Genomic DNA, 18,640 nt, shown 5'->3' with positions numbered 1-18,640 from the left:
AATATGGTACCGCAATACCCCCCTCGATCGGCGAACCCATTTCTAGCTTTCGTCCAATAAAAAATCCCCACCCGAGGGTGAGGATTGATTTATAGGTGCAACCGTCTGGTGGCTTATTGTGCCAGCAGGTGACCGACCAGCTCATGACGCCACCCTTGCAGCAGCATCGGCTTGTCGCTGCGGGCCCGCTCTTCGTCGTTCATCCGCCAGCTCCAGGTGAAGTACTGGTGGATGATCTTCTTGCTGGCAATCAGCTCGGGCGGAATATTGCTCGCCTTGGCCTTCTCTTCCACCATGGCCTTGATGCGCTTGAGCTCGGCCTTGTACTGGGGAAAGTCCACCAGCCGGCGAATGGGCTCCGGCCAACTGTCAGGATCGCTCTGCTGCGCCTTGGCGACAATATCGAGCATCCGCTTGCCGTGGATCTTGATCTCGATGGGCGAGAGGCCGAGCTCGTTGAGATCCCGCAGGGAGGCAGGACGACGCTCTGCCACCTTGAACAGGTGCAGCTCTTTGACCACGAAGTTGAGGGCCAGATCGCGGCGCACCGCCTCTTGCTGGCGCCAGGCGGCCAATTCGCGCAGAATGGCGAGCTCGCGGCGCCCCAGTTGCCAGGCGTTGACGATATCGAGATAGGCCTGACGGGGATCGCTACCCTGAGTCTTGCGGGCAGAGTGGTTCTGGCACTCCTGCTCGAACCAGGCAAACTTGCCGCTTTCCCGCAGTTTGGCCATCACCTTCTCGTAGAGCGGCATCAGGTAGAAGACATCCGCCGCCGCGTATTCGAGCTGACGCGGCGTAAGCGGGCGGGCCAGCCAGTCGGTGCGCGCCTGATCTTTTTCCAGCTCGACACCGAGGAATTCATTCACCAGCGCACCAAAGCCGACCGAGACGCCGTAACCGAGAAAGGCAGTAGCCAGCTGGGTATCGTGCATCTGGTTGGGCAGGTGGCCCGCCTGATGCTGGATAAGCTCCAGATCTTCGCCAGAGGCGTGCAGGATGGCGATCTGCCCTTCCCTGCCCAGTCGTTGCCAGAGGGCGGAGAGATCCAGGGTAAGCGGATCCAGCAGCGCCAGATGCTCGCCGTCATAGATCTGGAACAGGCCAAGCTGGGGATAGTAGGTACGGGTGCGAACGAATTCAGTATCGATAGCCAGGGGAACGTCGGCCAGAGAAGCGAGATACTGCTCAAGTTCGTCTTGCTGAGTGATAAGTTGATAGTGCATCTGTGCCTGCGCGGTTGATCAGGGCCAAAAAGAAAAAACCGTGGGATGACCCACGGTTCTGCATAACGACGGTGCTGGTTTGCAGAAGATTCTGCAGCCGCTGTCCGGTTATTGCTTGGCAATCTCCTCGTCGCGCAGTACGCGGCGCAGGATCTTGCCCACATTGGTCTTGGGAAGTTCGTCACGAAATTCTACCAGTTTCGGCACCTTATAGGCAGTCAGATGTTTGCGGCAGTGGGCAATAATCTCGTCCTCCTGCAATTTTGCATCTTTCTTGACCACAAAGATCTTCACCAACTCGCCGGAGACCTTGTGTGGCACACCGACGGCGGCCACTTCCAGCACTTTCGGGTGCAGGGCAACGACATCTTCGATCTCGTTCGGATAGACGTTGAAACCGGAGACCAGGATCATGTCCTTCTTGCGGTCAACGATCTTGAAGAAGCCCTGTTCGTCGCACACCGCGATATCACCGGTACAGAGCCAGCCATCCTGCATCACTTCGGCGGTCGCCTCGGGACGCTGCCAGTAGCCCACCATCACCTGCGGGCCGCGCACCTGCATCTCGCCCGGGGTGCCGAGGGCGTGGATCACCTGACCGTTGTCATCCACCAGCCGGATCTCGGTAGAGCAGACCGGCAGACCGATGGAGCCGTTGTAATCGGTCAGATCGTAGGGGCAGACGCTCACCAGTGGCGAACACTCGGTCAGGCCATAGCCTTCCAGCAGCGGGGTGTCGGTCAGTGTCTTCCACTTCTCAGCGACCGCGCGCTGCACCGCCATGCCGCCACCGATGGTCAGCTTGAGCTTGTCAAAGGCGATCCCCTGAAACTCTTCATTGTTGACCAGCGCATTGAACAGGGTGTTCACGCCGGTAATGCAGGTAAAGGGGTACTTCTTGATCTCTTTGACAAAGCCCGGGATGTCGCGCGGGTTGCTGATCAGCAGGTTGTAACCGCCGATACGCATAAACAGCAGGCAGTTCACGGTCAGGGCAAAAACGTGGTAGAGCGGCAGCGCGGTGACCACGAACTCCTTGCCACGCTCCAGCATGGGGCCGTAGACGCCGAGGCACTGCTCGACGTTGGCAATCATGTTGCGATGGGTCAGCATGGCCCCTTTGGAGAGACCGGTGGTGCCGCCGGTGTACTGCAGGAAGGCGAGATCGTCGTTGGTGATCTCCGGTTTGATGTACTGCAGGAAACGCCCCTTGGAGAGGGCCTGACGCATGGTGGTGGCGTGGGGCAGATTGTATTTCGGCACCAGCTTCTTGACGTACTTGACCACGAAGTTGACCAGGGTGCCCTTGGCCAGCCCCAGATTGTCCCCCATCCGGGTCAGGATAACGTGCTTGATCGGGGTGTCGTAGACCACTTTTTCCAGGGTATGGGCGAAGTTGGAGACGATGACGATGGCCTTGGCACCGGAATCTTTGAGCTGGTGCTCCAGCTCACGCGGGGTATAGAGCGGGTTGACGTTGACCACGATCATGCCGGCGCGCAGGATGCCGAACACGGCGATGGGGTATTGGAGCAGGTTCGGCATCATCACCGCAACCCGATCCCCTTTCTCCAGCTTCAGCTCGTTTTGCAGGTAGGCAGCAAAGGCGCGGGACTGCTCTTCCAGCCGGCGGTAGGTGATGGTTTGGCCCATGTTGACGAAGGCGGGCTGATCGGCAAACTGGGTTACCGAGGACTCGAACATCTCGACCAGGGAGCTGTATTGGTCTGGATTGATCTCGGCAGGGACCCCTTCCGGATAACGTTTCAGCCAGACTTTTTCCACAAACTTCTCCTGCATAACTAGCACCTGTGCGCTCACTTTGTTGCCTCCGTCCCGGTTCACATCCATTTTAATCGGTTGTTTTAAGCTGATGCTCTAATGCCGCACATATTTACACAGCGCAACATCAATTAACAGCAAATTAACAACAGAAAAATGTGAGGGAGAAAACAAACCTGGAATTATTGAAAGCTGGCGATTCTACCGAACTTGACAAAACTTTACGATACAAACGGCCGTATCAACCGAATTTTCCATATGAAAATGGTGGTTTCCACCCAATATGACCCGCTCGATCTGCTGGAAGGCATCCTGACGGGCCTGCCATTGGGCTTCAAGCGCAGCAAAGCCCTGCTCCCCCTGAATCAACAGCACCGGACAGCAGATAGCCGCCATCAATGCACGAGCCTGTCCTTCGCTCATTCTCAGGGGCGACAGATCCCGCAAACGGGGGTCGCTGCGCCAGTGCCAGCGCCCTGCCCGCTCTTCAAGCTGCCGTTCACAGATAAGACGCGCCGACTGCGGCGTGATATCCGCCACTTTGCAACGGGCGGCGACAGCCTCATCGATGGAGGCAAAGCCGTTGGCACTGCGCTCCCGGGTGCGACTGCGGTTTAAAATCGCACGTCGCAGCTGGGCAGGTACCTCCTCATCGGGTTGGCTCAGCGGCCCCAGCCCCTCCAGCATGATCAACCGCTCCACCTGCTCGGGAAATACTCCGGCATAGGCCGAGGCGATCAACGCCCCGAGGGAGTGACCGAGCAGAGTGAAGCGTGCCCACCCTGCCGCCTGCACGATCTGGTAGAGATCGTCCAGCCAGTCGACAAAGACATAAGGGTTGGTTTTGTGATCGGAGTGACCATGTCCCGGCAGATCGACACAGATGAGGTGAAAATCCCCCAGATGCGGCGCCAGCGGCAAGAAGCTGGCACTGTTGTCGAGCCAGCCATGCAAGGCGATCAGCAGAGGTTTGCCCTGCTGATCATGCTCCGCAGACTGGTTATCCAGCAGGGCTACCCGCCGCCCATCTACCAAGGTGAGCAGCCGCTCGTGCATGGTGCTTTTGATGCTGTTGATCATGGCAAGCCTTAGCGACGCAGCGGCCGTCTCGGCCAGAAGGGATCATAGAAGGGGTCGTAGAAGTAGGGGTCCATATAGCGCACCTCCACCTCCTTGACTGGCGGCCACAGCTTGCTGCCCGTCACATTGAGCACAGAGAAGCGGTACTTGTGCTCGCCAATCTGGCTATCAACCGGTTTGCCTATGGTGCCAAGCACCGTCAGGCTGCGCCCCTTGGCGTAGAGGGTCGGATCGACAAAACCCTTCATGATGGCCAGAAAACGGCCCGGGCTCTGCTCGGTCTGCTCTGGCACACCGTTGGACTTGAGCGGCAGATAGACCACTTCAATGACGCTCTGATCCGCCTTGTTATGCACCGCCGAGATAACGCCGCTCCAGCGGGCAGGTTTGCCCTCCATCCCGCCAAGGGCAACTTGATAGGCCACCAGCTGGTTTTCGGGCTCATAGGCCAGCTCTTTGGGGACCGAGCTGCAGGCCCCGAGCAGCAGGGCCAGCGCCCCGACCACCATAGTGCGTTTCATCATGTCGCTCTTGGTATTACGCATCATGTCACTCTCCTGTTGCCGGCGTGGCCCGTCGGGGCCACCCGCTGGTGTTGCAGCTGATGAGCGGCAAGAGCGACATGCTGTCAGCGCTCCTGCCCTTATTCGCGACCCGGCAGTTTTTTCCAGGTCACCTTGTCACGCAAATAGACCGGCGTCGCCTGCTCCACAGGCACCGCCTCCCCCGCCAGCCAGGCGGCGCGGGCCAGCGGCAGCATGTCCTCTGCCGCCGGGAAACGTACCTGGCTCACCGCCAGCTCATCGGCCAAACCACTCAGGGTCTCGCCATAGGTTTCAAAACCGGTGCCGACGCAGGTCACACGCCCCTCCATCTTGCCACGGGCGTCAACCAGTGCCGCGGGTTCGCTCACCACCTCGTCCCCCACCAGCTGCATGCGGCCATCAATGAGCTCATAGCGGCCGAAATAGACCTCGTTCATCCGCGCATCGATGGCGGTCAGCACCTGCTCGGCGCCATCCAGTCGATAGGCGCCTTGCGCCATGGCGGCCAGGGTCGAGATGCCAATCAGCGGCACTCCCGCGCCAAACGCCAAACCTTGCGCCACACTGATGCCGATCCGCACGCCGGTAAAGGAGCCCGGGCCGCGGCCGAACGCGATGGCATCGAGGTCACTCAAACTTATCCCGGCATCCTCTAACACAGCCTGAACCATGGGCAGGATTTTTCGGGTGTGATCCCGTGGCGCCTCCTCCCAGCGGGAGAACAGCTTGTCACCCACCAGCAAGGCGGCGGAGCAGGCTTCGGTGGCGGTATCTACGGCCAGGATCTTCAACTCGTTCATGCTTTCCAATCTCTATAAAATCAGTCAATTACATAACCGGCAAGCGAGATATGCTCACCCGTTGTTCAAATCTGTTAGCTGGCGGCAAACTTATTCACCGCGATCGAAAAAGCTCCCCAGCGTTCCCAACTCCCGGGTACGAGGGATGGCGGGCAGACTCTTGATAAAGGTGGCGCCGTAAGGTTTGTTGACCATTCGGGGATCACAGATCACCAGCACGCCGTGATCACTGCGATCACGAATAAGCCGCCCCACCCCCTGTTTGAGGGCAATCACCGCCTTGGGCAACTGCAGCTCGGCGAAGGGATCCCCCCCCTTGAGCTTGCAATCATCCACCCGCGCCTTGAGCAGCGGATCATCGGGGCTGGCAAACGGCAGCTTGTCGATGATAACACACGACAACGCCGCCCCTCGCACGTCGATCCCCTCCCAGAAGCTGCTGGTCGCCACCAGCACGGCGCGGCCATTCTCGACAAACTCCTTGAGCAACCGCTGCTTGTTGTCCTCCCCCTGCAACAAGACGGTGCGGCCAATCTCCCGGCGCAGCACCTCGGCCACCTGACGCATCACCTGATGGCTGGTGCAGAGGAAGAAACAGCCCCCCGGTGTCTTGTTGATAAGCGGGATCATCAGATTGGCCAGCTGCTCGCCACGGCCAAAGGCGTTGGGTTCCGGCAGATAACGGGGCACACAGAGCCGCGCCTGCTCGCCATAGTCGAACGGACTGTCGAGGATCAGCTCGGCGCTGCCCGCCAGCCCCAGCTCGGCTTTGAAGTGATCAAAACGCATATCCACCGTCAGGGTGGCGGAGGTGAAGACCCAGGCTACTTCCGGTCTTTGCACCTCGGCACTGAATCGCTCGGCCACCGACAGCGGCGTCAGATTGAGGGTGAAATGAAGCCGTGAGCAGTCGTACCAGTAGGAGAAACCGGTCTGGTTGACCGCCAGCACTTCACCCAGGCGGGTGCGCAGTTCACTGATGCGCTCGAAGGCGTGATCCAGCTGCTCGCCACGGCCGAGAGCCAGTTTCAGCACCTCGTAGCAAAGCCCGATGGCATCGTTAAGACGAGCCAAGGCCTGACCCCAAAGCGGCTGGCGCAGCATGTCGCGGGTATTGCCGCGACCGCCATCCACCCCGAAGGCGAGACGCAAGTCCTGACTGGCGATAGCGAGCCGGTCCGCCGCCTTGCCGAGCTGGGCCATGTCGTGGGCCTCTGCCCGATAGGCCAGCTGGATATCCTGCGCCAGATCCTGAATCGTTCGGCTGCCCACCGATTTGCCGAAGTAGTTGGTGGCGATCTCCGGCAGCTGGTGTGCCTCGTCAAAGACATAGACTTGCGCCTCCGGCACCAACTCGCCAAATCCGGTGTCTTTCACCGCCATATCGGCGAAGAATAGGTGGTGGTTGATCACCACCACCTGGGCATCCATGGCGCGGCGTCGGGCCACCACCAGATGGCAGTCGTCGTAATAGGGGCAGTCGCGACCGAGACAGTTATCGTTGGTGCTGGTGACGTGGGCGAGGATCTCAGCGTTCTCCTGCAATCCCGGAATATCCCCCACATCGCCGTTATCGGTGGCGGTGGACCAGGATTTGACCTTCACCAGATCGTTCAGGATTTCAGGCTTTTGCAGATGGGATTCGCTCAAGAGCCGGTTCATCCGCTCGATGCAGAGATAGTTGCTGCGCCCTTTGAGCAGGGCCACCGGCGGGGTGTAGGAGAGCGCCCCTGTGATGGTCGGGAGATCCCGATAGAAGAGCTGCTCCTGCAGGTTCTTGGAGCCGGTGCTGATCACCACCCGCTTGCCGGATTCCAGCGCAGGGACCAGATAGGCGTAGGTCTTGCCGGTACCGGTTCCTGCCTCCACCAGCAGACGGCCACCACTCTTGATGGCGCGCGCGACCGCTTCGGCCATCTCCAGTTGGGGAGCGCGGGCTTTGAAACCGTCGATATGGCTGGCCAGAGGGCCATCTGGCTTGAACAGGGTCTGGATGGTCAAAAGGGCGTCCCGCAGCAAAAGCGGCCATTATGCCAAAAGCGCGGCAAAAGCGGGACAGATAATCTGCCTAGACGAACAGATCGATCTGATGCTCGGGGTCCGGCTTGTGATCGTCCTCCTCTACCTTGGGCTGATCACGCTTGGCGGGCGTGCTATACGCCTGCTGGCGCTGCTGGGAGTCACTGTTGTCAGTGCTGGTCTTGCGCAGCTGATGCTTCTTGCTGATCTGGTTCACTTCCCGCTTGATCTCTTCGCTGCCGGGCGCGGCGGGTGCCCGGGGCAAAATGGGGAACAACAGGTCCTGGCTGGGCATGATGGCGACTCCTGCAGGGTTATTGTCTAGTTATCGACCAGAAAACCGTTTTCGCCACTTAAATCGATCAAATCACAATTTCGGGTTGCATTTTCTGTCAAGGCAGGTAGTTTAAATCAGGCGTCAATTACGACATCTTATTTTGTAAAGGATTGATTACATGAAGTTCACCACCCTGAAGACTCATCACCACCATCATCATCCCGACTAGTCTTTCAGGAGGTTGACTGCTGGAAGACACTTAACTGGTGACTTCCAAAAGGACCGCAAGATTCATAAACCCTCGGAAGCACACACTTCCGAGGGTTTTTTCGTTTTTGACTAGAAGGAAATCGAGCAAATGGAAACACAACGTCTGCGTATCGCCATGCAAAAGTCCGGTCGTCTGAGCCAGGACTCCCAGGCCCTGTTCAAGAGCTGTGGCCTGAAAATCAACCTGCGCGAGCAGCGCCTCATCGCCCATGTCGAGAACATGCCCATCGATATCCTGCGGGTGCGTGATGACGATATCCCGGGTCTGGTGATGGAAGGGGTGGTCGACCTTGGCATCATCGGCGAGAACGTGCTGGAAGAGGTGCAGCTTATTCGTGCCTCCCAAGGCCTCCCCTTCGAGGTCAAAACCCTCAAGCAGCTGGACTTTGGTGGCTGCCGCCTCTCGCTGGCGGTGCCGGAAGATGTGACCTACACAGGGCCAGCGAGCCTTGCCGGCAAGCGCATCGCCACCTCCTACCCCGGGCTGCTCAAACGCTTCTTTGATGAAAAGGGTCTTGGCTTCAAGAGCGTGATGCTGGGCGGCTCGGTGGAAGTGGCCCCCCGTGCGGGTCTGGCCGATGCCATCTGCGATCTGGTCTCCACCGGCGCGACCCTGGAAGCCAATGGCCTCAAAGAGGTGGAGGTGATCTACCGCTCCAAGGCGGTACTGGTACAGGCCCCCAACCCCTTGTCCGATGCCAAGCAGAAGCTCATCGACAAACTGCTGCCCCGCATTCAGGGGATGCAGCAGGCCCGCGAGAGCAAGTACATCATGCTGCACGCCCCCAAAGACAAGCTCGATGCCATCACCGATCTGCTGCCGGGTGCCGAGCGCCCCACCATCATGCAACTGGCCGGTGACACCAATCAGGTGGCGCTGCACGTCGTCTCCAGCGAGACCCTATTCTGGGAGACCATGGAGCAGCTCAAGGCTCTGGGTGCCAGCTCCATTCTGGTGCTGCCCATCGAAAAAATGATGGAATAAGGAAGGGACATCATGCAGACCCTGATCTGGAAGACCCTCTCCCCCGCCCAGCAAGCCGACGTGCTGACCCGACCGGCCTTGAGTGACGAGGCCGATATCGGCCTCGTGGTGCGGGATATCATCGCCGCGGTGCGCAGCCGTGGCGATGAGGCCCTGCGCGAGCTGAGCCTGCGCTTCGAGCGCGCCCCCCGTGAGCAGTTGCGCGTCAGCGAAGATGAGATTGAAGCCGCCTGTGCGCGGCTGGATGACGAGATCAAAAATGCCATCGAAGCGGCCATTGCCAATATTCGCACCTTCCACGCCGCACAACTGCAGCCGGTGGTGCGGGTGGAAACCCAGCCCGGGGTGGTGTGCGAGCTGCGCACCCAGCCCATCAGCCGGGTCGGCCTCTATGTGCCGGGGGGCAGCGCGCCGCTCCCCTCCACCGTGATGATGCTGGCCATTCCAGCAGCTATCGCCGGTTGCCGTGAAGTGGTGCTCTGCACCCCGTCTCCGGCGAGCGACGAGATCCTGTTTGCCGCCCGCGCCTGCGGCGTCGAGAAGGTGTTCGCCATCGGCGGCGCCCAGGCCATCGCCGCCATGGCTTACGGCACCGAGAGCATCCCCAAGGTGGACAAGATCTTCGGCCCGGGCAACGCCTATGTGACCGAAGCCAAGGGGCAGGTATCCCGCGACTGGCGCGGCGCCGCCATCGACATGCCCGCCGGCCCCTCCGAGGTGCTAGTGATTGCCGACGAGAGCGCCAACCCGGCCTTCGTGGCGGCGGATCTGCTCTCCCAGGCCGAGCATGGCCCAGACAGTCAGGTAGTGCTGGTGACCACCTCGCCGCTGCTGGCCGATGCCATCGCAGGGGAAATCAAGAGCCAGCTGGCCAAGCTGAGCCGCCGCGATATCGCCGCCCAGGCGCTCGGCAGCAGTCTGGTGATCCTCTGTGACGATCTGGCCGAGGCATGTGCCATCTCCAACGCCTACGCGCCGGAGCACCTGATCGTTCAGACCCGCGCACCCCGCGAGCTGCTGGACCAGCTTGAGAATGCCGGTTCCATCTTTCTGGGAGCATGGACCCCCGAGTCAGTCGGCGATTACGCCAGCGGCACCAACCACACTCTGCCTACCTATGGCTATGCCCGCACCTGTTCCAGCCTTGGTCTCGCGGATTATCAGCGCCGCTACACGGTGCAGGAACTGAGCGAGCGCGGCATTCAGGGCCTTGGCCCCATCGTCGAGCGCATCGCCCAGGCCGAGGGGCTCGATGGCCACAAGAACGCCGTGACGCTGAGATTGAACGCCCTGGCCGCCGCGCCCCAACCAACAGCACAGCAGAAGGATTTGTCATGAGCATTGCCAACCTGGCGCGCCGCGTGGTGCGGGCCCTCACCCCCTATCAATCCGCCCGCCGCATCGGCGGCAAGGGCCACGTCTGGCTCAATGCCAACGAGGCGCCACTGGCCTATCCCTTCACCATCGAGGGAAGCCGCCTCAACCGCTACCCCGAGTGCCAACCGGCCGAGGTGGTGAACGGCTATGCCGCCTACGCTGGAGTCAATCCCGATCAGGTGCTGGTGAGCCGTGGCGCCGACGAGGCCATCGAGCTGCTTATTCGCACCTTCTGCGAAGCGGGTGAAGATCAGATCCTCATCTGCCCGCCCACCTACGGCATGTACGCCATCAGCGCCGAGACCTGTGGCGTTGGCATCGTCGAACAGCCGCTGACCGCCAGCCGCCAACCGGACTGGCCCGCCATCGCCGATCGCCTGTCCGACGTGAAACTGGTGTTTCTCTGCTCCCCCAACAACCCCACCGGGGATCTGGTGGGGCGCGACGGCCTTATCGCCCTGCTGGAGAAAGCGCGGGATCGCGCCATCGTGGTGGTGGACGAGGCCTATATCGAGTTCTGTCCTGATGCGTCCGTGGTGGACCTGCTGACCCGCTTCCCCAATCTTGTGGTGACCCGCACCCTCTCCAAAGCCTTTGCCCTGGCGGGGATCCGCTGCGGCTTTACGCTGGCAAGCCCCGAGGTGATCGCTATGCTGGCCAAGGTGATCGCCCCCTATCCCATCCCCGAGCCCATCGCCCAGATCGCGGCGCAGGCCCTCTCCCCCATGGGGCTGGAGCTGATGCGCGAGCGAGTGGTAGAGCTCAACAAGCAAAAAGCCGCTTTCAAGGCAGAGCTGACAACGCTTGCCTGCGTGAAGGAAGTATTCGAAGACAAGGGCAACTTCGTGCTGGTGCGCTTTGTGGATGGCGCCGCCGTCTTTGCTGCCATGAAGGCCGCCGGCATCATACTGCGGGATTTCTCCAGCAAGCCGGGTCTGGACAACAGCATTCGCGTCACCATCGGCTATCAGGGCGAGATGGATGCCGTGCTGGCGGTACTGCGTGATCTGCCCTCTCCCACTTTGTAAGACAAGGATGTAGCGATGAAGACCCCGTTTTTGTTTATCGACCGCGACGGCACCCTGATTGAAGAGCCGGTGACCGACAAGCAGGTAGATAGCCTCGCCAAGCTACGCTTCGAGCCCATGGTCATTCCGGTGCTGCGCGAGTTGCAGGCCGCTGGCTACGCGCTGGTGATGGTGACCAATCAGGATGGGCTGGGCACCGCCAGCCTGCCGCTGGAGAACTTCCAGCCACCCCACGACCTGATGATGCACCTGTTTGAATCGCAAGGGGTGAAGTGGGAACAGGTGCTGATCTGCCCGCACTTCCCTACCGACGGCTGCAGCTGCCGCAAGCCTCACCTCGGGCTGGTAAAGGAGTACCTCGCCTCCGGTCGTATCGACTTTGCCAACTCCTTCGTGATTGGCGATCGCCAGACCGATCTGCAGCTTGCCGAGAATATGGGCATTGGCGGTATTCGCTACCACCCGCAGGATCACGACTGGCTCGCCATCCGTGATCAGCTGCTGTCCAAAGGGCGTGCGGCCTCGGTGGAGCGTTACACCAAGGAGACCCGCATTCAGGTGGCGCTGGACTTAGACAAGAGCGGCGGCAACCAGATCTCCACCGGTATCGGCTTTTTTGATCACATGCTGGATCAGATAGCGACCCACGCCGGTTTCCAGCTCAAGCTGAACGTCAGCGGTGATCTGCATATCGACGATCACCACACGGTGGAAGATGTGGGGCTGGCGCTGGGTCAGGCGCTGCGTCAGGCCCTTGGCAACAAGCGCGGCATCGGCCGTTTCGGCTTTGTGCTGGCGATGGACGAGGTACAGGCGGTGATCGATGCGCGCCCGCTGACCGAGCAGGAGGTGAGCACAGCGCTGGATCTCAGCGGTCGCCCCTACTTCGTATTTGACTGCCCGAGCGGCTTTGGTCGCGACAACGTGGGCGAGATGGCCACCGAGATGGTGCCCCACTTCTTCCGCTCGCTGTCGGATGCCATGGCCATCACACTGCAGATGAAGGTGGGCAGCGGCAACACCCACCATCAAGTGGAGGCGCTGTTCAAAGGCTTTGGCCGCGCCCTGCGTCAGGCCATTCGGGTGGAAGGGAGCGAACTTCCCTCCAGCAAGGGAGTGCTGTGATGGATGTGAGCAAGCAGAAGCTGGTCATTATCGATACCGGCTGCGCCAATCTGGCCTCGGTCAGAATGGCGTTCGAGCGCCTCGGCGTGCGGCCGCTGGTCTCCAGCCAGGCGGCCGATATCGAGCAGGCGGACAAGCTGATCCTGCCCGGTGTCGGCACCGCGGTGGCCGCCATGAAAAACCTCAACGAACGGGGGCTGGTGCCCCTTATTCGCGCCGCCAAGCAGCCGCTGCTGGGCTTTTGTCTCGGCATGCAGATGCTGGCGGAGGCCTCCGAAGAGAGCATGGGTACGGATGACTCGTCAGCGCGGCTTATCGACTGCCTTGGCATAGTGCCGGGCAAGATCCGGCTGATGGTGGTGGACAATCTGCGCCTGCCCCATATGGGCTGGAATCAGATTGAGCATGATGAGAGCCATCCTCTGCTCAAGGGGATCCCGAGCGGCAGCTACTTCTACTTCGTGCACTCCTATGCGCTGGAGGTAACCGAAGCGACGCTGGCGACCTGCGACTACGGCAAGCCTTTTACCGCGATTGTCGCCCGTGACAACTTCTTTGGCGCCCAATTCCACCCGGAGCGTTCAGGCGCAGCCGGTTCCCGTTTGCTGCAAAATTTTCTGGAGCTATGAATGATCATTCCCGCAATTGACCTTATCAACGGTCAGGTGGTTCGCCTCTATCAGGGGGACTACGACCAGAAGACCGAATACAGCAGCAGCCCGCAAGCCCGCTTCGATGAATATGTCTCCCAGGGGGCGGTGCAGCTCCATCTGGTGGATCTGGACGGTGCCAAGGATGCCAAGGCGCGCCAGCTCCCCCTGCTGACCCAGCTGCTGTCGGCCACCGAAGCACCGGTGCAGGTCGGCGGCGGCGTGCGTACCGAGCAGGATGTGGCAGATCTGCTGGCCGCCGGTGCCAGCCGGGTGGTGATTGGCTCCACCGCCGTCAAATCCCCGGATCTGGTGGCCAGCTGGATGGAGAAATATGGCCCCGAGCAGATCGTGCTGGCGCTGGACGTCAATATCGATGAGCAGGGCAATCGCCATATCGCTGTGGCAGGCTGGCAGGAGAACAGCGGTGTGACCATCGAGGCGCTGATCGAGCGCTTCCTCCCCGCCGGGCTCAAGCATGTGCTCTGTACCGACATCAGCCGTGACGGCACCCTGGCTGGCACCAACGTCGAGCTCTATCGGGATCTCTGCGCCCGCTACCCGAGCGTCGCCTTTCAAGCCTCTGGCGGCATTGGCGGCATCGCAGATATCGAGGCGCTCAAGGGCTCCGGCGTCAAAGGGATCATCCTTGGCCGCGCCCTGCTGGAGGGCAAGTTCTCGGTAGGTGACGCCATCGCCTGCTGGCAAGCCCCCGCAGCCGATACCACAGGAGGCAACTGATGCTGGCAAGACGCATTATCCCCTGCCTCGACGTAAAAGATGGCGTGGTGGTCAAAGGGGTGCAATTTCGCAACCACGAGGTGATGGGCGGCATTGTCGAGCTGGCGCGCCGCTACGCCGAAGAGGGCGCTGACGAGCTGGTGTTCTATGACATCACCGCCTCCAGCGATGCCCGGGTGGTAGACAAGAGCTGGGTGAGCCGGGTAGCGGAGGTGATCGACATCCCCTTCTGCGTCGCCGGTGGCATCAAGAGCGTGGAGGATGCCCGCCAGATCCTCGAATTTGGCGCCGACAAGGTCTCCATCAACTCTCCGGCGCTGGCCGATCCGACCCTTATCAGCCGACTGGCCGAGCGCTTTGGCGTGCAGTGCGTGGTGGTGGGCATTGACTCCTACTTCGACGCCGACACGTGCCACTATCAGGTCAAACAGTTTACCGGCGACGAGAGTCGCACCCGCACTACCGCCTGGCACACCATCGATTGGGTGCAGGAGGTGCAAAAACGCGGCGCGGGCGAAATCGTGCTGAACGTGATGAATCAGGACGGCATGCGTCAGGGTTATGATCTCGAGCAGCTCAAGCTGGTGCGCAGCGTCTGCAAGGTGCCGCTGATTGCCTCCGGCGGCGCGGGTGCCATGGCGCACTTTCGCGATGCCTTTACCCTCGCCGATGTGGACGGGGCGCTGGCCGCCTCTGTGTTCCACAAGGGCCTTATCCCCATTCCCGAATTGAAACGCTGGCTGAAAACCGAAGGAGTCGCCATCCGTGAATAACTTCTCTGAAAATGCACAAACAACCGCCAGCGCGCGCCCTCTTGCCGAGCAGCTCGATTGGGAAAAATGTAAATGCGCCATGATCCCCCGCCCTGAGTGCCGGTCTGATAATAGAGGAGCCGATACCCGTGCATAATTCCAACTTATTAATTGAACAGCTCGACTGGGAAAAATGCGATGGCATGATCCCCGCCATCGTCCAGCATGCCGCCAGTGGCGAGGTGCTGATGCAGGGCTTTATGACTCGTGAGGCACTGGAAAAGACCCAGACCACCGGTCAGGTCACCTTCTTTAGCCGCAGCAAACAGCGGCTCTGGACCAAGGGTGAAAGCTCGGGCAATGTGCTCCAACTCGTGGCCATCAGCACCGACTGCGATCAGGATTCCCTGCTGATTGCCGCCAACCCCGTCGGCCCCACCTGCCACAAGGGCACAACCTCCTGCTTTAACGGCCACCCGCTGCCACCGCTCGGTTTTCTGGCAGAGCTGGAGCAGGTGCTGGCCGCCCGCAAAGGGGCCGATCCGGCCACCAGCTACACCGCCAGCCTCTACGGCAAAGGGACCAAGCGCATCGCCCAGAAGGTCGGTGAGGAAGGTGTGGAAGTGGCGCTGGCCGCCATGGCCAAGGATCGGGAGGAGCTCATCAACGAATCCGCCGATCTGCTCTACCACCTGACCGTGCTGCTGCAAAACGAGGGGCTGGGATTACAGGATGTCGTTCAGCGGCTTTATAAGCGGCATCAAAAATAATATTCATGTTTAGAAATGGGCTTATGCCCATTTCTATTTTAAATTGCATGCTAACTCAACAAGATCTTGATAATCATGAATATTGACACTCTGATTTGCCAAGTGATAAGCCAATAATGTCTCTTCTTTGCTAGCAATAGTGAATGTATCTATATAATGTTGACCTAACACCCCACCTATTGCAATTGCGTTCCTTTCTGCGACTAATTGTGCTTTATTCCTTATAGAGTAAAAGAAACAGCCTGTATATTTAGATATACTTATTGCAACGTTTAAAAACTCGCCCCCATTACTCTCTGAAGGTAAGTTAAAACATAATATACTATTCACTTTAAATCGTTCGTAAAACCCAACATTAGATATTGGCTTTTTCTGATCATTTCGAAGTGATAGTTCTAAATTCACTATCTGCCTATATAAGTCAGGCTCATGCTCTTTGGCTAAAAGAAGTATGGAAAAAATCACTAAATCAAAATCATCACTGAAGTTTGATATTGCCGCCTTTACTTTGTCTATGTATTGCTCAATATCTCTAAGCTGAAGACCAAAGGCATCTGCGAGCACGGATAGCAACAATGAGAATTCGCTTATTGTTTTAAATCTTGGGAAAAGGTGCTCACATGATGCATCATCAAGAGTCATGTAGCTTTCAATGAATGATGCTTTTGATATTTCCTTTAATGCAAATTGCCGCCTGAAAAAACGTCTTAGATAAGCAGAGGCATGAAATCCTTCCCCATAAATTACCTTGATAGCATGCTGCAACTGCTCGGTATCTGTTGCCAATACAAAAACAATTTTAGGAATGTCGAATATATGCTTGATAGTCTCCAGCATCTCTACCGCATAGGAAGGACGACAACGATCAAGCTCATCTATCAAAATAAATGCGGGATAATCCAGCTCTCCTTCACTTAAACCAACAGCCCCTTCCACCCATTGCCGGATCTCTTGTTTAAGATACTGGATAGATTCATAACGCTCTTTCTGATTATTGCATAAGGCATCGACCAGCTGATTGGCATCATCCTCTTCCAGCGAAAAATCATCTTCTTCCAATCCAGCCTTCTTGATTGCCGCTTTCAATGCCAGTTTGCCGCCGACCTTAAATAATCCAAGCAGCCGCTGACGCATTCCTTCTGGAATCGGGTTTTCTTTTCCCGCAATCATTTTTAACTGGTCGATAATCGACGAAATAACCGTCAATAAAGGATCGTCGGAAAAGTCCTGCTGCCAGGCATCGATATAGACGGTGGGATAGTGCGCTTTCAGCTCCATATACCAGCGCTTGATAAACCAGGTTTTCCCTGCCCCCCATTCGGCATTGAGGTTGAGCACATAATTGCGCTGCTTGCCTTCGGCAGCGAGGTAGTTGGTCAGAAACTCGGCATAGCGGGCGCGATCCAGCCGATCAGCACTCAAGATCTCTTCGCTACCCGCAATGGCCCCCGGCCCGTCCCACTGAACTGCGTCATCCCAATTAAACGGTGCCACTGCCATCTCGTATCTCTCCATATTGCGTTGCTGAGGATGATATCAGGGGCACAGTGAAAATAGTTTGATTAAAGACCTGTTTGTTGCCCTTTCTGCCGCTCGGGGTGGCGTATTTGATTGCCGATTAATTTCTCTGCTGCTAACCAATAATGCTGGGCCGATAAAGGGGGAAACAGGGTGATCTGCACAGCCACAGACTCAGTCGATTTCCTTTGACCACACCAACGATGACAATCGTGTGACATGGCGCAGAACTTGCGGAAATAAACACGAAACCTGACCTGTTCGGTGCTTTATTTAAAGCTGTTGATCTCTGTTGCGCGTCTTGTTCAACCGACCCATCGTAGCGACCCAAGGATGGCTAGCCCCATGAAGGATGAACCCTTCTCTATCCAGTTACAGCATGAGCTGGATCACCTCAAAGCCATCTTCAACGAGACGGACGCCTACATGTTTACCAAGGATCTGGCGGGCCGTTACACCTATGCCAATCAGGCGGTGCTGGATCTCTTTGGCTGCACCCTCGCCGAGTTGCAGGGGCAGGATGATCGGGCCTTTTTTGATCTCGAATTCTCCGACACCATTCAACGCAACGACCGGTTGGTACTGGAGCAGCAACTCGCCATCGCCCAGGAGGAGATCAACTACCTCAAATCCACCGGGGAAAAGCGCTGCTACTGGACCGTTAAAAAGCCCATCCATGACAAGGATGGCAACCTGATCGGCCTGTGCGGCATCTCCACCGATATCACCGAACACAAGCTGATTGAGGCCCGCATAGCCGAGCAGCATCAGCTGCTGGAAATCATCCTCGCCAACGTGGATGCCCATATCTATATGAAGGACAGCCTGCACCGCTTTCTCTACGTCAACCAAAAGGTCGCCGATCTGCTGGGCCTTCCTGCCGAGCAGATCATCAACCGGCGCGATGACGAGGTGATCCCCGCGGCCAGCGCCTGCCAGCTGTGGCGGCTGGACAATCGGGTATTCGAAACCGGCGAGCTACAAGCCGGGGAAGAGATGCTGACCGATCCCGAGGGAAATCAGCACTACTATTGGTCGGTCAAGGTGCCCTTTCTGCTGGGGGATGGCACCCCGACCCTGATCGGTATCTCCTCCGACATTACCGAACTGCACCAGCTCAAGGAGCAGCTGCACCAGCAGTCGGTGCGCGATGGCCTCACCGGTCTCTACAACCGCCGTTTCTTTTTCGAACTGTGCGAGAAGAACCTCAGTCTGGACATGCGCCACCACCTTACCTCGGTGCTGATGGTGCTGGATGTGGATCAGTTCAAGTGCATTAACGATCGCTTCGGTCATCCCCTTGGGGATAGCGCGCTGGTGCATCTTGGCAGGGTGATGCAGTCGGTGCTGCGCAGCGAAGATGTGCTGGCCCGCATCGGCGGTGACGAGTTTGCCATCTTGCTGCCCAACACCACCCTCTTGGCCGCCGCATCTCTGGCCGAGCGGCTGCGCCTGCAGGTGATGCAAAGCCCGCTGCCCCTGCCCGATGGGGATAAGCTGGTTATCACCATCAGCGCCGGACTGGTGGAAAATGGCGAAGGGGAGCTGATGGAGAGCCTCTATGCCCGCGCCGATCAGATGCTCTATCAGGCCAAACAGAGCGGCCGCAACTGCGTCGCCTGCAAGACCCCCTAGCCATACAACGGGAGGGCCAGCAGCCCTCCATGCTCCCTCGTTTCTCCCTTCTATGAAAGT

17 protein-coding genes and 1 other annotated feature are annotated in these 18,640 nt (G+C 58.7%); of the genes, 9 read left to right on the top strand and 8 right to left on the bottom strand.

The features are described 5' to 3' along the window. Positions 1–113: 113 nt before the first annotated feature. The 7 genes from rnd to I6L47_RS02490 form a co-directional block, all read right to left on the bottom strand. Positions 114–1,226, bottom strand: a complete 1,113-nt coding sequence (gene rnd, locus I6L47_RS02520) for a ribonuclease D (protein WP_058059758.1) — start codon at positions 1,224–1,226, stop codon at positions 114–116. A 108-nt stretch (positions 1,227–1,334) separates the two neighbouring features. Beyond that, positions 1,335–3,011 (bottom strand): long-chain-fatty-acid--CoA ligase FadD, encoded by a 1,677-nt coding sequence (gene fadD, locus I6L47_RS02515; RefSeq protein ID WP_085942148.1) that lies wholly within the window; start codon positions 3,009–3,011, stop codon positions 1,335–1,337. Between the two features lie 198 nt (positions 3,012–3,209). Then, positions 3,210–4,088, bottom strand: coding sequence for an alpha/beta fold hydrolase (locus I6L47_RS02510; protein ID WP_216948583.1), 879 nt, complete (start codon positions 4,086–4,088; stop codon positions 3,210–3,212). A gap of 8 nt (positions 4,089–4,096) precedes the next feature. Next, a complete protein-coding gene (locus tag I6L47_RS02505; protein ID WP_159159284.1) occupies positions 4,097–4,612 on the bottom strand; it encodes a Slp family lipoprotein in 516 nt (171 codons plus the stop codon). A gap of 119 nt (positions 4,613–4,731) precedes the next feature. Beyond that, positions 4,732–5,433: a tRNA (adenosine(37)-N6)-threonylcarbamoyltransferase complex dimerization subunit type 1 TsaB gene (gene tsaB / locus I6L47_RS02500; RefSeq protein WP_216948582.1), complete on the bottom strand. Its 702-nt coding sequence runs from the start codon at positions 5,431–5,433 to the stop codon at positions 4,732–4,734. Between the two features lie 90 nt (positions 5,434–5,523). Continuing rightward, positions 5,524–7,434, bottom strand: a complete 1,911-nt coding sequence (locus I6L47_RS02495) for an ATP-dependent DNA helicase (protein WP_058056828.1) — start codon at positions 7,432–7,434, stop codon at positions 5,524–5,526. A gap of 67 nt (positions 7,435–7,501) precedes the next feature. Further along, complete coding sequence (locus I6L47_RS02490; RefSeq protein ID WP_179903859.1) at positions 7,502–7,747, bottom strand: hypothetical protein; 246 nt, start codon at positions 7,745–7,747, stop codon at positions 7,502–7,504. A 186-nt stretch (positions 7,748–7,933) separates the two neighbouring features. Next, positions 7,934–8,058 (top strand) — a sequence feature (His leader region). A 29-nt stretch (positions 8,059–8,087) separates the two neighbouring features. Here I6L47_RS02490 and hisG point away from each other — a divergent pair. The 8 genes from hisG to hisIE all read left to right on the top strand — a co-directional run bounded on the left by hisG (position 8,088) and on the right by hisIE (position 15,427). Continuing rightward, positions 8,088–8,984, top strand: a complete 897-nt coding sequence (gene hisG / locus I6L47_RS02485; RefSeq protein ID WP_127005645.1) for an ATP phosphoribosyltransferase — start codon at positions 8,088–8,090, stop codon at positions 8,982–8,984. A gap of 12 nt (positions 8,985–8,996) precedes the next feature. Then, positions 8,997–10,322: a histidinol dehydrogenase gene (gene hisD / locus I6L47_RS02480; RefSeq protein WP_216948581.1), complete on the top strand. Its 1,326-nt coding sequence runs from the start codon at positions 8,997–8,999 to the stop codon at positions 10,320–10,322. Continuing rightward, positions 10,319–11,389, top strand: a complete 1,071-nt coding sequence (gene hisC / locus I6L47_RS02475) for a histidinol-phosphate transaminase (protein WP_209298580.1) — start codon at positions 10,319–10,321, stop codon at positions 11,387–11,389. The genes hisD and hisC overlap by 4 nt, the downstream gene beginning before the upstream one ends. Before the next feature lie 15 nt (positions 11,390–11,404). Next, a complete protein-coding gene (gene hisB, locus I6L47_RS02470; RefSeq protein WP_216948580.1) occupies positions 11,405–12,514 on the top strand; it encodes a bifunctional histidinol-phosphatase/imidazoleglycerol-phosphate dehydratase HisB in 1,110 nt (369 codons plus the stop codon). Beyond that, on the top strand, positions 12,514–13,143 hold the full coding sequence (hisH, locus tag I6L47_RS02465) for an imidazole glycerol phosphate synthase subunit HisH (protein WP_216948579.1): 630 nt from the start codon (positions 12,514–12,516) through the stop codon (positions 13,141–13,143). The genes hisB and hisH overlap by 1 nt, the downstream gene beginning before the upstream one ends. Continuing rightward, positions 13,144–13,905: a 1-(5-phosphoribosyl)-5-[(5-phosphoribosylamino)methylideneamino]imidazole-4-carboxamide isomerase gene (gene hisA / locus I6L47_RS02460; protein ID WP_058056833.1), complete on the top strand. Its 762-nt coding sequence runs from the start codon at positions 13,144–13,146 to the stop codon at positions 13,903–13,905. It abuts the gene before it with no gap. Continuing rightward, complete coding sequence (hisF, locus tag I6L47_RS02455) at positions 13,905–14,678, top strand: imidazole glycerol phosphate synthase subunit HisF (protein ID WP_216948578.1); 774 nt, start codon at positions 13,905–13,907, stop codon at positions 14,676–14,678. Before hisA ends, hisF begins: the two co-directional genes overlap by 1 nt. Positions 14,679–14,860: 182 nt before the next feature. Next, positions 14,861–15,427, top strand: a complete 567-nt coding sequence (hisIE, locus tag I6L47_RS02450; protein WP_254204852.1) for a bifunctional phosphoribosyl-AMP cyclohydrolase/phosphoribosyl-ATP diphosphatase HisIE — start codon at positions 14,861–14,863, stop codon at positions 15,425–15,427. 33 nt (positions 15,428–15,460) lie between these two features. On the opposite strand, the gene I6L47_RS02445 is transcribed toward hisIE, so the two are convergent. Then, positions 15,461–16,927: a P-loop NTPase fold protein gene (locus I6L47_RS02445; protein ID WP_216948577.1), complete on the bottom strand. Its 1,467-nt coding sequence runs from the start codon at positions 16,925–16,927 to the stop codon at positions 15,461–15,463. 363 nt (positions 16,928–17,290) lie between these two features. On the opposite strand from I6L47_RS02445, the gene I6L47_RS02440 reads away from it, so the two are divergent. Further along, positions 17,291–18,580, top strand: coding sequence for a sensor domain-containing diguanylate cyclase (locus tag I6L47_RS02440; protein WP_216948576.1), 1,290 nt, complete (start codon positions 17,291–17,293; stop codon positions 18,578–18,580). The last annotated feature ends 60 nt before the right edge of the window (positions 18,581–18,640 follow it).

It is taken from the genome of Aeromonas sp. FDAARGOS 1417, assembly GCF_019046985.1.
Lineage (GTDB): Bacteria > Pseudomonadota > Gammaproteobacteria > Enterobacterales > Aeromonadaceae > Aeromonas > Aeromonas veronii.
This window is presented reverse-complemented; position numbering and strand designations above follow the sequence as displayed.

Coding starts and splice junctions, on each gene's coding strand:
- rnd (WP_058059758.1), bottom strand. CDS start 1,226: ATGCACTATCAACTTATCACTCAGCAAGACGAACTTGAGCAGTATCTC.
- I6L47_RS02510 (WP_216948583.1), bottom strand. CDS start 4,088: ATGATCAACAGCATCAAAAGCACCATGCACGAGCGGCTGCTCACCTTG.
- I6L47_RS02505 (WP_159159284.1), bottom strand. CDS start 4,612: ATGATGAAACGCACTATGGTGGTCGGGGCGCTGGCCCTGCTGCTCGGG.
- tsaB (WP_216948582.1), bottom strand. CDS start 5,433: ATGAACGAGTTGAAGATCCTGGCCGTAGATACCGCCACCGAAGCCTGC.
- I6L47_RS02490 (WP_179903859.1), bottom strand. CDS start 7,747: ATGCCCAGCCAGGACCTGTTGTTCCCCATTTTGCCCCGGGCACCCGCC.
- hisG (WP_127005645.1), top strand. CDS start 8,088: ATGGAAACACAACGTCTGCGTATCGCCATGCAAAAGTCCGGTCGTCTG.
- hisD (WP_216948581.1), top strand. CDS start 8,997: ATGCAGACCCTGATCTGGAAGACCCTCTCCCCCGCCCAGCAAGCCGAC.
- hisC (WP_209298580.1), top strand. CDS start 10,319: ATGAGCATTGCCAACCTGGCGCGCCGCGTGGTGCGGGCCCTCACCCCC.
- hisB (WP_216948580.1), top strand. CDS start 11,405: ATGAAGACCCCGTTTTTGTTTATCGACCGCGACGGCACCCTGATTGAA.
- hisH (WP_216948579.1), top strand. CDS start 12,514: ATGGATGTGAGCAAGCAGAAGCTGGTCATTATCGATACCGGCTGCGCC.
- hisA (WP_058056833.1), top strand. CDS start 13,144: ATGATCATTCCCGCAATTGACCTTATCAACGGTCAGGTGGTTCGCCTC.
- hisF (WP_216948578.1), top strand. CDS start 13,905: ATGCTGGCAAGACGCATTATCCCCTGCCTCGACGTAAAAGATGGCGTG.
- hisIE (WP_254204852.1), top strand. CDS start 14,861: ATGATCCCCGCCATCGTCCAGCATGCCGCCAGTGGCGAGGTGCTGATG.
- I6L47_RS02445 (WP_216948577.1), bottom strand. CDS start 16,927: ATGGCAGTGGCACCGTTTAATTGGGATGACGCAGTTCAGTGGGACGGG.
- I6L47_RS02440 (WP_216948576.1), top strand. CDS start 17,291: ATGAAGGATGAACCCTTCTCTATCCAGTTACAGCATGAGCTGGATCAC.